Genomic DNA, 14,584 nt, shown 5'->3' on the forward strand with positions numbered 1-14,584 from the left:
TTAAATAGATACATCTTGTATCTATTTAAGCTCCACTGTATAAGTAAATTTATCTCCTCTTGCAATAGAAATTGTATACTCAATTACTTTGCTTTGATCATAAGTTACTCGTTTAAGCATTAGACATGGTGCACCTTCGATTATCTTTAGCATTTCTGACTCCACTTTATTAGCACTAACAGCCATAAAACTTTCCAAAGCACTAGAAATATTCACATTATATTGGGTTCTGAAGATTTCATACATTGGCGTATGTTGCAATTCTTCACTGGAAAGATTTTTAAAATCCTTTACGGGTACATAGGAGGTTTCGTATAACATTGGCTCCTGGTCCGCAAGTCTTAACCGAACGATCTTAAATACCTCTTCTTCTACCGGTATATTCATGACCTTTGCTACTTTACTAGTGCAATTGATTATTTCAAATGAAACGACTATTGTCGTAGGGATTTTCCCTGCTTTTTTCATCTCTTCTGTAAAACTATAAAATTTTACAAGACTTTGGTTGTGCGTTCTAGGAGAGACATATGTCCCCTTGCCATGAACTTTATAAATATACCCTTGTTTTTCAAGCTCTTGCATCGTCTGCCTTACTGTTGTTCGGCTAACTTGATACGTATCACATAACTCTCGTTCAGATGGTAGCTGATCGTTTTCAGCAAGTTCACCTGATTCGATTTTTTCTAATAAAATATCCATTAATTGATAATAAAGAGGAAGTCGGGAATCCTTTTCTACCATGATTAGCTCCTTTAGGTGGTATCTTTGTCATAACCAGTTAAATATACATCTATTATACATAATATTGAAAAAGATACCACATTATGTCGCAACAGAATTTTCTACAAGACTCCCTCTTCTGTCATTTTTAGTTTTTTCATATAATCATCTAGTGAAACCATTGTTCCTGAAACTCTTGATTCCTCTGCAGCATAAGCGATCATATGACTTTTAGCTGATACGATAGCAGATGTTAAGCTGCCTTTATCCTTCTTAGATACACGTTGAATGAAATCAGCCATAATACTTGTATCGGCCCCCATATGGCCACCGTCGACAGTTGAAGGCTTAATTAACTCTTTCTTACCTGAAAAATAGTTAACTTCAATTTCATTTTTAGCATCATTTCCAATTATTTCGCCTTTTGTCCCCATAATTTTGAAGTTACGGAATGTTTCATTTGTAAATGCCGTCATAGTAAATGCAACTGTTACGTCATTTTCAAATAATAAATTAACTACCTGATGGTCAACAACATCATTGTCACAATGATATACACAACGACCATACGGTCCCTCTTGAATTGCCTTTAGTCTACTTTCAAGACTACAACTTGCTGAAATGACATTTGCTGGCCAAACATCACGGTCATGTAAATACCATTTAGCTGCTGAATAAGGACATTCCTTTTCCACCTTACAACCATCCAAACAGCGGTATGTTGAACCTTCTGGTGCATTTTCCTTTTTAAAGTAAGTTAAACTTCCATATGAAGATACACTCTTGCACTCTGTACCAATGAGCCACGCAAGCATATCCATGTCATGGCAGCTTTTTTGTAAGAGCATTGAGCTTGATTCAGATGAATTACGCCAGTTACCACGTACAAAACTATGAGCTTGATGAAAGTAACCTACATTCTCATTCCACTGGATTGATACGATGTCGCCAATTACTTTTCGATCAACAACTTCTTTTAATGCTTGATAAAAAGGCGCATATCTCATAACGTGACAAACCGTTAATAATGTATTATGCCTTTTAGCTGCTTCAGCAATTTCTAACGTTTCAATTGGTTCTGGTGACATCGGTTTTTCTAACAAAATACTATATCCTTTTTCAATTGCCTTCATAACAGGCTTGTAGTGATTACGGTCTGGACTACAAATTAATAATGCTTCACACAGCTGTTCTTTTTCTAACAACTCAGTCCAGTCTTCAAATCTCATATTCTCGGGGATATTGTGAGCTTCCGCAAATTTTTCTCTTTTTTCTTTATTTGGCTCCGCTACAGCTATGAATTGAATTTCATGTGGATACTGTAGTGCATATGATCCGTATGCGTAAAATCCTCTGCTTCCCGCTCCTATTAAAGCTGCTTTCATAATCAGTTTCCTCCAAGCTTTGTTAATTTTTATTTACTTCCTGTAACTGCAATTCCTTCAATAAATTGTTTTTGCAAAATCATAAATAAAACAAGCATTGGCAAAATTGCTAAAAATGATCCTGCCATTAAAACTGGATAATTGGTTAAATATTGTCCTTGTAATGATGACAAACCTACTGACAACGTCATTGATTCTGGTGAGCTATTAACAATCATTGGCCACATTAATTCATTCCAGCTCCATAAAGTTGTAAAAATACCTAATGCAACTAAACCTGGCTTTGCTAATGGAAGCATGATTTTCCAGTAAATTTGAAAATGATTGCAACCATCTAATCTAGCTGCTTCCTCTAATTCTTTTGGTAGCCCCATAAAAAATTGTCTTAAAAGGAATGTACCAAATGCGCTAAATAAACCTGGAACTACTACTGCTTGTAAAGTGTTTAACCAGCCCAATTTCACCATGATCATATACTGTGGCAATAAAAAGACTTGTCCTGGTACCATTAAAACTGATAATGCTATTAAAAAAAGAATATTTCTTCCTGGAAATTCAATTCTCGCAAAAGCGTAAGCAGCTAAAGAACATAATAATAATTGTCCAATTGTACGTATCACTGTAATGATTAACGTGTTAAACATAAATTTAAAGAACGGTAGTAAGTCAAAAACATCTTTATAATTCACCCATTGTAAATGTTTCGGAACAATAACAGGTGGAACATGAATCGACTCAGCATAAGTTTTTAATGAAGTTAGTAACATCCATATAAAAGGGAAGACCATAGCCAAGGCGCCGACAATTAGGATTAAATGAATTAAGATTGTTTTACTTATGATCTGATGTCTTGCTTTCTCCAATGGTTACTCCTCCTTCAATCATAATGAACCCATTTCTTTTGTAAAACCATTTGTATTGCTGTAATGATTAAAATAATGATTAACAATAAAACTGCAATTGCAGCTGCATAGCCTTTGTCATTTAACACGAATGCATGCTGATAAAATAAGTACACGATTGATTGAGTATTTTCGAGTGCTGTACTGCTTTTCCCAATCATCATAAAAATTAAATCAAACACTTGGAAGGCTCCAATAAAGGACATGATTGTTACGAAGAATATAACTGGGGAAAGTAACGGTAGTGTTATTTTAAAGAAGACCCTAATTGGCCCAGCACCATCTATCTCCGCTGCTTCGTAATATGTTCTTGGAATCCCTTGGAGTCCTGAAAGAAAAATAACCATGTTATAACCGAGTCCACTCCAAATTGCTACGACAATTATTGAATACAATGCTATTTTAGGATCACTTACCCACTGCGGACCTTTAATTCCAAAGATAGATAAAAGATAATTTAGCAGCCCATAATCTGAATTATATAGCCATCTCCAAACCATAGCGATTGCTGCTGGCATGGTAATAACAGGTAAAAAATATAAAGTTCGATAAACAGATTTGCCTTTAATTTTTTGGTTTAAGAGAACTGCTATAAGAATCGATAAAAAAATACCAATAGGAACTGTAAAAATAATATAAATGCCTGTATTTTTAAATGACTGTAAAAGATTAGAGTCTTCTAACATTCGTTTATAATTATCTAATCCTGTCCACTCATATTGTCCAAATGCTCCCCATTCCGTAAAACTGAAGTAAATCGTTTGAATGATTGGCCATAAGTAGAAAATCGTTAAACCAATCATTGTTGGTGCAATCATACAATACGCCCAAAAATAATCTGATCGTTTTCTCGTCTTTGTTAAACTTGGTATGCTTAGTTTACTTTTTGATTTCATTTCAACTTGTAGAGGCATTTCCTTCACTGTATTCACTCCTTTTAAGGGAAATAAAGAGAAGAAGTTATGACTTAACCTATATTAGCAAGCTTCTTCTCTTCATTTTTTTTAGTTCTTAGCTAGTGCCTCGTCTGCCTTTTTCGTTAGTTCTTTTGCAGCATCTTCAACACTTTCTTCATTGCTCCAAGCTTTTTTCAAGATATCTGTTTCATATTGCCAGATTTCACCCGTATTTTTTACACTTGGTAACGGAACTGAGTAGTCAACTTCATCGATAAAGGCTTGAAGATTTAAATTTGGAACAGATTTTAACCAAGCATCTTGTGTACCATTATAAGCAGGAATTACCGTGCCTGTTTTCGCATATACTTCTGCCGCTTCTTTAGAACCAAGGAATTGAACAAACTTCCAAGCAGCCTCTTTATGTTTCGAATTTGCTGCAATAACGTTTGCTAATCCATGGATAGAAACTGCACGTTGTTTTCCTTTAGGTACGACAGCTACATTTAAATCTGGATTTTTCTTATATTCTGGTACCATCCAAGGTCCATCAAACATCATTGCAATTTTTCCTGAAGCAAATAACTCCGACGGTGCTGTTTCTGTCATTTGAGCTTGTGTTGGAGAAATCCCTTCTTTTATGAAACTAATATTATATTTAAGTGCTTCAATTGCCTCAGGTTGATCAAATCCTACTGACTTGCCATCATCAGAAATAATATGTCCACCATTTTGCCAAATGAAATCATAATATCCACCTTGATTACCCATTAAAGCTGCAAATCCATAAATTCCTTTTTCTTTATTTGTAAGCTTCTTAGCTACCTCTTTTAACTTATTCCAATCCCAAGTATCATCTGGGTAAGGTACACCTGCTTCATCGAAAATCTTTTTATTATACCAAAATCCAGTTGTATCAAAGTCTTTTGGGATACCATAAAGCTTTCCGTCAACTGTATAAAGGTCGACTAATGACTTAGGATAATTGTCTAGACTATAGTTGTCTTTTGATGCCAAGTCACCAAGTGGGGCAATTACTTTACCTTCCGCATATTGGACTATATGTGGACCATTCATCCATAAAACGTCCGGCAATGCTCCTCCCGTTGCAGCTGTTTCCAGCTTTTGGAAATACTGTGCATATGGGGTAAGCTCTGTTTTCACTTTAATATCAGGGTACTTTTCATTAAATAATTTTATAATTTCATCAACTGCGGGAACTTGCTTCTTATCCCAAAAACCGTAGGTAATTTCAACCTTTCCATCTTTTGCATCCCCCGATGTGTTATTGCTACCACATCCAGCTAAACCTAGTAAGCCTAAAGCCAAGGTTAATAGCATAATAAGCCATTTTTTCATCCCATTCCCCTTCTTTCTCTTAAAAGTTTAATAGCCATACAATCTAGTAGTTTCTTTAAAAGACATCTTTTCGATAATGAACTACACATCTGAACCTGTTGTCATGATGTTATTACCAGTTTATTTGTAAAGGCTTACAAAAGTGTTTATTTTCTATATATAAGCTCAACACCCCCTGTTTAACTTTCATAAAACCACTTAGTAATGATGTCATTACCAGTTGTAAGTAGTATATCATCTCTTTTTTAATTCATGAATACCTTTTTTTAATTTTTCAAAAAATTTAAATCGACATGATTCATCATTATCTTCGTCATTTAGCATTACTCACCTATTTCCTACCGCACAAAAAGAACCTCCAATCCAATCTCAATTGAAGGTTCTTTACTAATTAATGAATTAACTATAAGCTAGCTCTTTTTCGTTTAACCCAAGTGCTTTTGAAGTTGAAGCTTGAATTTCCTCTAGAAGTTCTGGGTGTTCTTCAAGAGATAGACCAAATGAAGGAATCATTTCTCTAATCTTTGGAGCCCATTCCATCATATGCCCGGGGAAGCATTTTTCTAATACTTCAAGCATTACATGAACAGCAGTCGAAGCACCTGGAGATGCTCCAAGCAATGCCGCGATCGAGCCATCGGCTGCACTAACTACTTCAGTACCGAATTGGAGTGTTCCTTTTCCAGCTGGAGTATCTTTAATAACTTGTACACGTTGACCAGCTACTACGATATCCCAATCCTCGCTCTTAGCGTTTGGAATAAATTCACGTAATTCTTCCATACGTTTTTCATTCGATAATAAGACTTGTTGGATTAAATATTTAGTTAATGCCATCTCTTTTACGCCTGCTGCTAACATAGTCATGACATTATTTGGTTTAACAGAACTAATTAAATCCATATTTGAACCAGTTTTTAAGAACTTTGGTGAGAAGCCAGCAAAAGGTCCAAATAATAATGATTTTTGGTTATCGATAAATCTAGTATCAAGATGCGGAACAGACATTGGTGGCGCGCCAACTTTAGCTTTTCCGTATACTTTTGCATGATGCTGCTTCGCAACTTCTGGGTTGTTACATACTAAGAATAATCCACTTACAGGGAATCCTCCGATATGTTTTGACTCAGGGATCCCAGTTTTTTGCAGTAAAGGTAGACTAGCTCCTCCGCTACCGATAAAGACGAATTTTGCAATGTGGGATTCAATATTACCAGTTCTCATATTATACACTTTTACTTCCCATTGACCATCACTAGTGCGCTTAATATCTTCCACGGCATGTCTATAGTTTATTTCTACATTATTACTCTCTAAGTGTTCAAACATCATGCGCGTTAATGCCCCAAAGTTTACGTCCGTTCCTGAATCTATTTTTGTCGCCGCTATTGGTTCATTAGATGTGCGTCCTTCCATGATCAGCGGGATCCATTTCTTAAGTACTTCAGCGTTCTCCGAGTATTCCATTCCTTTAAATAGTGGATTTTTAGAAAGCGCTTCAAATCGTTTATTCAAAAATTCCACATTTTCTTCACCTTGCACTAAACTCATATGAGGAATTGGCATGATAAAGTCTTGAGGATTACCAATCAAGTTGTTGTTTACAAGATATGACCAAAATTGTCTTGAAAGTTGAAACTGTTCATTAATTTTTATTGCTTTGCTAATATCGATCGATCCATCAGCTTTTTCTGATGTATAGTTAAGCTCACATAATGCAGCATGTCCCGTACCTGCATTATTCCACTCATTAGAGCTTTCTTCTCCTGCTTTTTCTAATTTCTCAAATACTTTAATTTCCATTTCCGGTGCTAACTCTTTTAGTAATGATCCCAAAGTCGCGCTCATGACTCCGGCACCAATTAAGATAATGTCTGTTCTAGTTTGTCTGTTGCTCATAATAACCTTCCTTTTCCCCTTTATTTGCAAAAAAGTAGGTTTTCCTGCTTAGGTGTCACAAAAAGCAAGGCACCACCTAGGAACACACCTTTTCTGTCTCGATTATATCTTATTAATAGTATAACACATTTATATCACATTTTAATAATAGTATATCACTATTTAATTATATCGAATTAATAGTATAATTCTATTATTAATTGCCCTAAAAAAAATTTTTTCTTTATCTGATAATTATAAACTATTTAAACAATGTAAAAAAGTTAAAAATCTATCATTAAGGTCCTTATTTTAGAAAAATAAATTCTCACTCACTATTACTTAGTGAAAACTACCTCTATATAGTAAGCGCTTATTTTAACTTTGTCTTGTGAACAATACAAAATAACTGAAGGAAAGATTTGCTTATTATTTTAAAATTATTTAATTGAACTAACTTTAGTTTAAATTTACTCCGATTTAATTGATTTGTACACAAAAAAAGAGACTGCCGAGAATGACCCGACAGACTGATGTGACTCAAAATGAGCCCTTTAATTCCTTCAATTGAAAAAATATATTTTCTATTATATGAGGTATTTGTAAGTATCTGATTTACCAGAATCAATTTGAAATTCACTTTACTGAGTACTAATACACCGCCTTTTCCATCAATTCCGTTTTAACTTCCTCAAGCTTATAGTATCTTTCAATAATTTTTACTACAACTTTTGTCTAATGCGATCTATTTTTTTATTTCCTGGACAAATTTCCATGTTTGCCCTTTATCTTCTGATTGATAAAGTTCACTACTATTACCGTTATAATCTCCATCTGAACCTTGACCAACTAACATACTTAAAACTCCGTCTTTCTCAAAAGGAATACTCGGGGTATCAAAAGGTCTTATGAAATGTCCATTACTCAACATTACTTCGTGAGGTGTATAGTTTACTCTTTTGAAAGTTATGCCTCCGTCTTCAGTGCGATATAAGGCTCCTTCATTTCCGGATGGGTTAACTGCTCCTAAAAACCCAAGCTTTTCATTCAAAAAGACGATTCCTGAAGCACCACCAACTGTTCCGCTATATGGGTCATTATTAATAACGGTCCATGTATTTCCACCATCAGTGGTTTTGCTTAATGAATAAAATGTGCTTCCCAGGGCTTTGTCTGCCACATTTAGTTTATAACCGACTTCTTTAGATTGAAAAAACTGTTCGTTTGTATTTGTTAGTTCATTTTTCTTCCCATCTGAAGGAGCTTGATTTGGAGTAGTAGATGGCTTACTCCAATTTGGATTACGATTACCTATTAAGTTATATCTAGCAGGTGTAATCACTTTTTCCTTTCCAGGGACAAATAAGGAAACTGTATATCCTATTATTTCGGAACTTGCATTCTCCAGACTATATTCTTTTCCTTCCTTATCAATGTTAATGATTCCATTTGTATTATATCCCCAATTTCTTTTACCGTAATAGACCAAGCCATATTTCTCTTCGTTCCATTTACTAACCGCTTGTTTAATTGGAATTACATTAACCGTTTCAATTAGAGGTTCTAACAGTTTGTCATCATTATAATTAGGAGTGGCATACCCGTTTAAATGTATAGTAATATTTTCAGACTTATTTTTGTCATAAGATATTAGGTAAGTTTCTTCTTTCCCATTGTTATTTTTCCCATGGATAAATGTATATAATGATGTAATTATTCCATCTGAATTAAATTTAATTGAAAAATTATTAACAACATATAATTTTTTTGGCAAGGTAATTTTTTTATTAATATCTTCAAAAATACCTTCTACGCCATCTCTATAAAGATTGTTATGTTCAAATTTAACTGACCTTTCATTCTTTAAACGCTCGATATACCAAGCGAGTTTACCACCAAAATTGGTTGCACTTTTATAAATATTTACTCCATAAAATAATGTAATTGAAACAAAGAAGATAATAGAAATGTATTTCCACGCTTTTAAATCTACTAATTTTTTTAGCTTGTATTCGCCATTTTTTATGATTTTTCTTGTGGTAAAGAAACTGACCGATATTAATAAGAATATGCTTAATAATAAAATAGGTAGATTTTTATTAATACTCCCATACTTGCATATTGAAGCTAACTTTTGTCCAAAAATCCAGTATCCAATTAAGAAAATCGGATTTATTAATAATGATATAAGTATTCTTTTTATGTTTCCCCTCAATATGTAAATCCCCCCTTATTGAAATTGGTCGTGCTATTTTGTCTATATTAAGTATACTTTGCTTTACTAAATTTTTGCACGAATCGTGATTATCATGTTAACTCATTAAATAAATATGAAGTATATCAAAAAAACACTCCATTGCGAAAAAATGAAGTGCTGATTATTATTTATATATAATTATGAAATCAAATTATTATGTTTAGGTATTCGAATCATCGCCTTAAATAAATCTCCATCAACTTGAATTGTAAACTGTCCTTTTTGAATTTCAATTAGGCTTTTCGCTATTGAAAGACCTAAACCGCTTCCTTGACTATTTCTCGACTCATCGCCTCTTTTAAATCGTTCCATTAGTTCATCAGCTGAAATATTCAATTCATAAGCTGAAATGTTTTTGAATGTAAGAACTACATCATTCCCTACGTCTTCTATATTGATATATACTCTTGATCCTCTAAGTGCATATTTGAATATATTCGATAGTAAATTCTCAACAGATCTCCATAAAAGTTTTCCATCCGCTGCAACATAAAGTTTATTTTGAGGATGATTTATTTTAATGACTAAATCTAAAGCTTCAATTTTTGCATTAACTTCTCCTAGACCCTGGGTTAGTAGTGATAAAATATCTATTCGCTCAAGGTGAACGGGTATCGTTCCACTAGATGCCTTCGCTGCTTCAAACAAATCATCGGTTAGTAGCTTTAATCTTTGTGACTTTTGATCTAAAACTTCAACGTACTCTTCTATTTTTACAGGATCCTTTTCCTTTTTCAATAAGTCGACATACGTAATGATCGACGTAAGTGGTGTCCTTATATCGTGTGATACATTAGTGATGAGCTCTGTTTTCATCCTCTCACTCTTTAGTTCCCGATCAACAGCCGTTTTCAAACCTTCTGTGATGCTATTTATATTATTTGAAAGACTTGCAAACTCACCTTTCCCATCTACCTCTATATGGTGTTGGAAATCGCCTGCTTTTATTTTCCCAACCCCTTCTTTAATCGCATTAAATTTTTTTACTTGTTTATACGTAATCCATGCCGCAAAGCCGATCGTGATCGGAAAAATAAATAATGTTAACGCAATTACAATTGGGTAACCAACTACAAGTAGTACTGTTTTAACGCCAGTACTGCCGCTTTTATAGACGTTTTTACTAAAAGTAAACAACTTACTTAATAAAAGATAAATTAATGTATGTTTTAACAATGTTTTATTTTTAATATGCTTTACTAAAGACAAAATCAATACTAGTGCCACGATGAAAAATGGAATTGTAAGGATGAAAGCTAACTCATTAATAACATCTATTGTGATCGAGTCTACTAATGATATCCAAGAAGCAATGAGAGCCATTAACAATACAAGATTAACATCATTAAATAATTTATCTATTACGTTTAAATGTAGTTCTCGGTCATTAAATGATTTTCTACCAATAATAAGTACTAAGTACGCTAAAGATAGTAAAAATCCGATTGAACTAGTTAAAAATAGAATGAATGCATTCGTTGCAATTGACTTATTTTCTTTCCAGTCTTTTATTTTTTGATCCAAAGCTTCTTGTGTGAACGCCAAAGAAACTACCATATTTTTTGCATTTAACTGATCTAAATCTTCAGTAATCCAGTTAAACCGTTTATTCTTTTCAATCGTAGATGGATAAATTTCTCTTTTATAATCTTTATAAATTACATAGGAAGGATTCCCTTTAAATTGACCTTTTAGAGTGTTATTTGTAAATTCATTAACACCATCATTGGCATAATATAATAAATCTTTCTTTTCAGCTAAACTTTGCAATAGGCCTTGATATCTTTTTAAATCATCCGTTATCATTTGGTTCTTTGCTTGATTAATTTCTTTTACATAAGCCTTTTTAAAATTTTTAAAGTTTTCTTCTTCACTTAAGCTTGGATTATATACTTTCGACCGTGCCATAAAGTCAGGATATAATGATTCTTCAATTGTTTTCATATCCTCTGTGCTAATTGCTCCGCCCTTTGTAATATTCTCTTCACTCTTATACTCACCTACTAATTGAGACATGCTACTTAAAATAGGTTCAACTTCAAGCATATAGGATTTGCTGAGAAAGTAATTATCTTCAAAGACTATTCCAAAATCATCGTCAGTTAAAGCTGAGACATTTGAAATCGATTTAAGTATGCCTGAAAAAAATAGAACGACGACCGTAAAAACAATTATTTTTGTTGTTAGTGAATGACTATATTTTTTCGACCTTATATCCAACTCCCCACACCACCTTCAAATATTTTGGTTCTTTAGGATTTATTTCGATTTTCTCTCTAATTTTTCGAATATGGACAGATACTGTATTTTCAGGATTAAAGGCTGTTTCGTTCCATACTCTTTCATAAATTTCCTCAATTGAAAATACCCTCCCTGCATTTTCAGTCAAGAGCTTTACAATCTTATACTGAACTGGAGTAAGATGGACAACTTCACCTTCAACTGTAATGATTTTGCTTTCATCATCGACTACAAGCCCTCCACTACGATACAAACTATTCTTAGTTTCAAGACTGCCTAAGCTTGTATATCTTCGCAATTGTGATTTAACTCGGGCAATTAGCTCTAAAGGATTAAATGGTTTTGTTATGTAATCATCCGCTCCCAAATTTAAACCTAAAATTTTATCTGAGTCCTCAGATTTCGCTGACAGCAGAATGACAGGCACCCCATAATTTTCTCTAATCTTCATCGTAGTCCGAATCCCATCTAGCTTAGGCATCATAATATCCATAATAATGAGATGGAATTCTTGGTTTTCAATAGCTTCAAGAGCCTCTACTCCGTTATAAGCCTTAAACATGCTATAACCTTCATTTTCTAAATAAATACAAATAGCTTCTACAATTGACTGATCATCATCACAAACTAATATGTTCATGTACACTCTCTCCTATTTACCTTTTTCAAAATTGTATCACCTCTTTATTTTTCATGTTAAGAGGATGATATCAGTAAAATCTTAATAACCTCTCAATGTAAATCTTAAGATTTTCTTACGATTATTAAAAAATATAGACTTTGGCTTCTTTTATAATGTCGCCCACTCATAAGTAGTAATGAAAAGTCACTTAGTATTTTGAGAGGTCCGCTTCTTTGAACACGTTATTATAAAACAGCCATTTAAATATTTATTGGATAAAATTTTGAGCATAAAATTACGTACTTAATACAAGATAAATAAATATTTACAAATAAATTAAAATTTTTCAGAAAACATTTGTGATATTGTGGAATTAGGCAAGGGACATATAATACTTATTCGAATCATTCACGGTGTGTTTTGTAAGAATACTCATTTGCCAAAATTGGGTTCACTAAAAATACTATAAGGAGGCGTTATTTAGAGGCACCATGTAAACATTCTTACTCTAGAATAGGTACTGATTTTTTCCCTATTTAAAGAATACTTTCATACTCATCTCGAGCAAATTATCATATTAGCCCATTTTCTCTATAACCAGGTACCAGGGTACCACAAGAAAACCTCAACGAGAACTCCATCTTTAGGACACCCTACTATCTTATTTTTTAACTCCAACCCTTCACGGGCTTCTTATTTTGGGGTTGTTTCAACTACTCTACCAAAACTTAGTAGGAGGTTTTCATTCAATGTTAGAAAGTCGAACGGTACAAAATACAATCTTATCAAAAAAAATTAAGAAAAATTTAAAAAGGAAGACATCCTTCCTCGTTTGTTCAAGCTTAGTTCTTTTTAGTAGTGCATTAGGTAATTTATTTACGAAACCTGTACAGGCTGCTGCGGGAACTCATGTTGTTATTAGCGAGGTTTATGGTGGCGGAGGTAATAGCGGTTCTTCCTACAAAAATGATTATATTGAACTTTATAACCCTACTGATTCTAGTGTTAGCTTGTCTGGATGGTCCGTCCAATATGCTTCTTCAACAGGTACATTCAGCAACATTACAAATTTAACGGGCAGCATTGGTCCACATCAGTACTATTTAATTAAACAAGCAAGTGGTGGTGGAGGAACTGTTGATCTACCAACTGCTGATGTTACAGGTACAATAAACTTAAGTGCAAGCAGCGGAAAAGTTGCACTAGCAAAAGTTACCACAGCGGTACCAGGATCCACGAATTCAAATGTGGTAGATTTTGTTGGTTTCGGCTCTGTAAACGATTCAGAAACTAGTCCTGTAGGTACTCTTTCTGCAACGACAAGTATAGAACGCAAAGACAATAATGGTGGAACTGTTCAAGGTCAAGGAAACGGTTGGGACACGAATAATAATGCTAATGACTTTGTAATTACAAGTAGTCTAGCTCCTCAAAATTCGTCTTCTACAGCTGAACCGGAGGCACAAACACAAACGGGCACTGATAATGATCATATCGGATTGGGGAATCCTAGTGGTGCTACGAGTAATATAGCCAATTCTAATAATTATTTGATGGTCAAACCTCAGTATGATCTATCCTACAATAATAGCAAACACGAGCCTAACTGGGTTAGCTGGCATGTAGGTTCATCTGACCTTGGAAGTGCATCTCGCCAGGATGACTTCCGTGCCGATACATCATTGCCTTCAGGGTGGTATCAAGTGACTGCTAGTGAATTTTCAGGAAGTGGATTTGATCGAGGTCACATGTGCCCATCAGCTGACCGTACATCCACTGTTACTAACAATTCAGCAACTTTTCTAATGAGCAATATGATTCCTCAAGCTCCAAATAACAACGAGATTACTTGGGCAAATTTAGAAGAGTATAGTCGTTCACTTGTATCAGCTGGAAATGAATTATATGTAATATCTGGAGGCTATGGATCTGGAGGTACTGGGTCTAATGGATTTAAGACTACTGTTGGGAATGGCGTTGTCGTACCAGCGAAAACATGGAAAGTGATTGTTGTAATTCCTAATGGAAGTAATGACCTAAGTCAAATTACAGCTTCTACTAGAGTAATAGCTGTAATGCTACCAAATGATCAAACAACTTCAAGCCATCCGTGGAGCTACTACAGAGTAAGTGTAGATTCAATTGAGTCTTTGACTGGTTATGACTTTCTATCCTCGGTGCCTGCTAACATTCAAAGTACCATCGAAGCTAGCGTTGACAATGGTCCTACAAATTAAGTCAGAAAATAATTTCTTCACTTATTGATGAAAAATAGATTAAATATATTGAAAAAGGAATGTGATCCAAAAAACTTTTGGTAGCAC

Annotated in this window: 10 protein-coding genes; 1 reads left to right on the forward strand and 9 read right to left on the reverse strand. The window is 34.1% G+C overall.

Going from position 1 to position 14,584, the window contains the following annotated elements; all coding sequences use genetic code 11:
• Positions 1–21 precede the first annotated feature (21 nt).
• The 9 genes from B6K90_RS10355 to B6K90_RS10395 form a co-directional block, all read right to left on the reverse strand.
• Complete coding sequence (locus B6K90_RS10355; RefSeq protein WP_088012646.1) at positions 22–741, reverse strand: GntR family transcriptional regulator; 720 nt, start codon at positions 739–741, stop codon at positions 22–24.
• Between the two features lie 101 nt (positions 742–842).
• The gene (locus B6K90_RS10360; RefSeq protein ID WP_088012647.1) at positions 843–2,108 is read right to left on the reverse strand and encodes a Gfo/Idh/MocA family protein; all 1,266 of its coding nucleotides are present in this window, start codon (positions 2,106–2,108) and stop codon (positions 843–845) included.
• A 26-nt stretch (positions 2,109–2,134) separates the two neighbouring features.
• A complete protein-coding gene (locus tag B6K90_RS10365; protein WP_088012706.1) occupies positions 2,135–2,893 on the reverse strand; it encodes a carbohydrate ABC transporter permease in 759 nt (252 codons plus the stop codon).
• Between the two features lie 89 nt (positions 2,894–2,982).
• Positions 2,983–3,903, reverse strand: coding sequence for a carbohydrate ABC transporter permease (locus B6K90_RS10370; RefSeq protein ID WP_167555342.1), 921 nt, complete (start codon positions 3,901–3,903; stop codon positions 2,983–2,985).
• A gap of 108 nt (positions 3,904–4,011) precedes the next feature.
• A complete protein-coding gene (locus B6K90_RS10375; protein ID WP_088012649.1) occupies positions 4,012–5,262 on the reverse strand; it encodes an ABC transporter substrate-binding protein in 1,251 nt (416 codons plus the stop codon).
• A gap of 399 nt (positions 5,263–5,661) precedes the next feature.
• On the reverse strand, positions 5,662–7,161 hold the full coding sequence (locus B6K90_RS10380) for a malate:quinone oxidoreductase (protein ID WP_088012650.1): 1,500 nt from the start codon (positions 7,159–7,161) through the stop codon (positions 5,662–5,664).
• 724 nt (positions 7,162–7,885) lie between these two features.
• Positions 7,886–9,343 carry a WD40/YVTN/BNR-like repeat-containing protein gene (locus B6K90_RS10385; RefSeq protein WP_088012707.1) on the reverse strand — a complete coding sequence of 486 codons (1,458 nt, stop codon included), beginning with the start codon at positions 9,341–9,343 and terminating at the stop codon, positions 7,886–7,888.
• 192 nt (positions 9,344–9,535) lie between these two features.
• Positions 9,536–11,617: a HAMP domain-containing sensor histidine kinase gene (locus B6K90_RS10390; RefSeq protein WP_088012651.1), complete on the reverse strand. Its 2,082-nt coding sequence runs from the start codon at positions 11,615–11,617 to the stop codon at positions 9,536–9,538.
• Complete coding sequence (locus tag B6K90_RS10395; RefSeq protein WP_088012652.1) at positions 11,592–12,278, reverse strand: response regulator transcription factor; 687 nt, start codon at positions 12,276–12,278, stop codon at positions 11,592–11,594. Before B6K90_RS10395 ends, B6K90_RS10390 begins: the two co-directional genes overlap by 26 nt.
• 731 nt (positions 12,279–13,009) lie before the next feature.
• Between B6K90_RS10395 and B6K90_RS10400 the strand changes: the two genes are divergently transcribed.
• Positions 13,010–14,497, forward strand: a complete 1,488-nt coding sequence (locus B6K90_RS10400; protein WP_088012653.1) for a DNA/RNA non-specific endonuclease — start codon at positions 13,010–13,012, stop codon at positions 14,495–14,497.
• Positions 14,498–14,584 lie beyond the last annotated feature (87 nt).

The sequence above is a fragment of the Gottfriedia acidiceleris genome (assembly GCF_002128425.1).
GTDB classification, from domain to species: Bacteria; Bacillota; Bacilli; order Bacillales; family Bacillaceae_G; genus Gottfriedia; species Gottfriedia acidiceleris.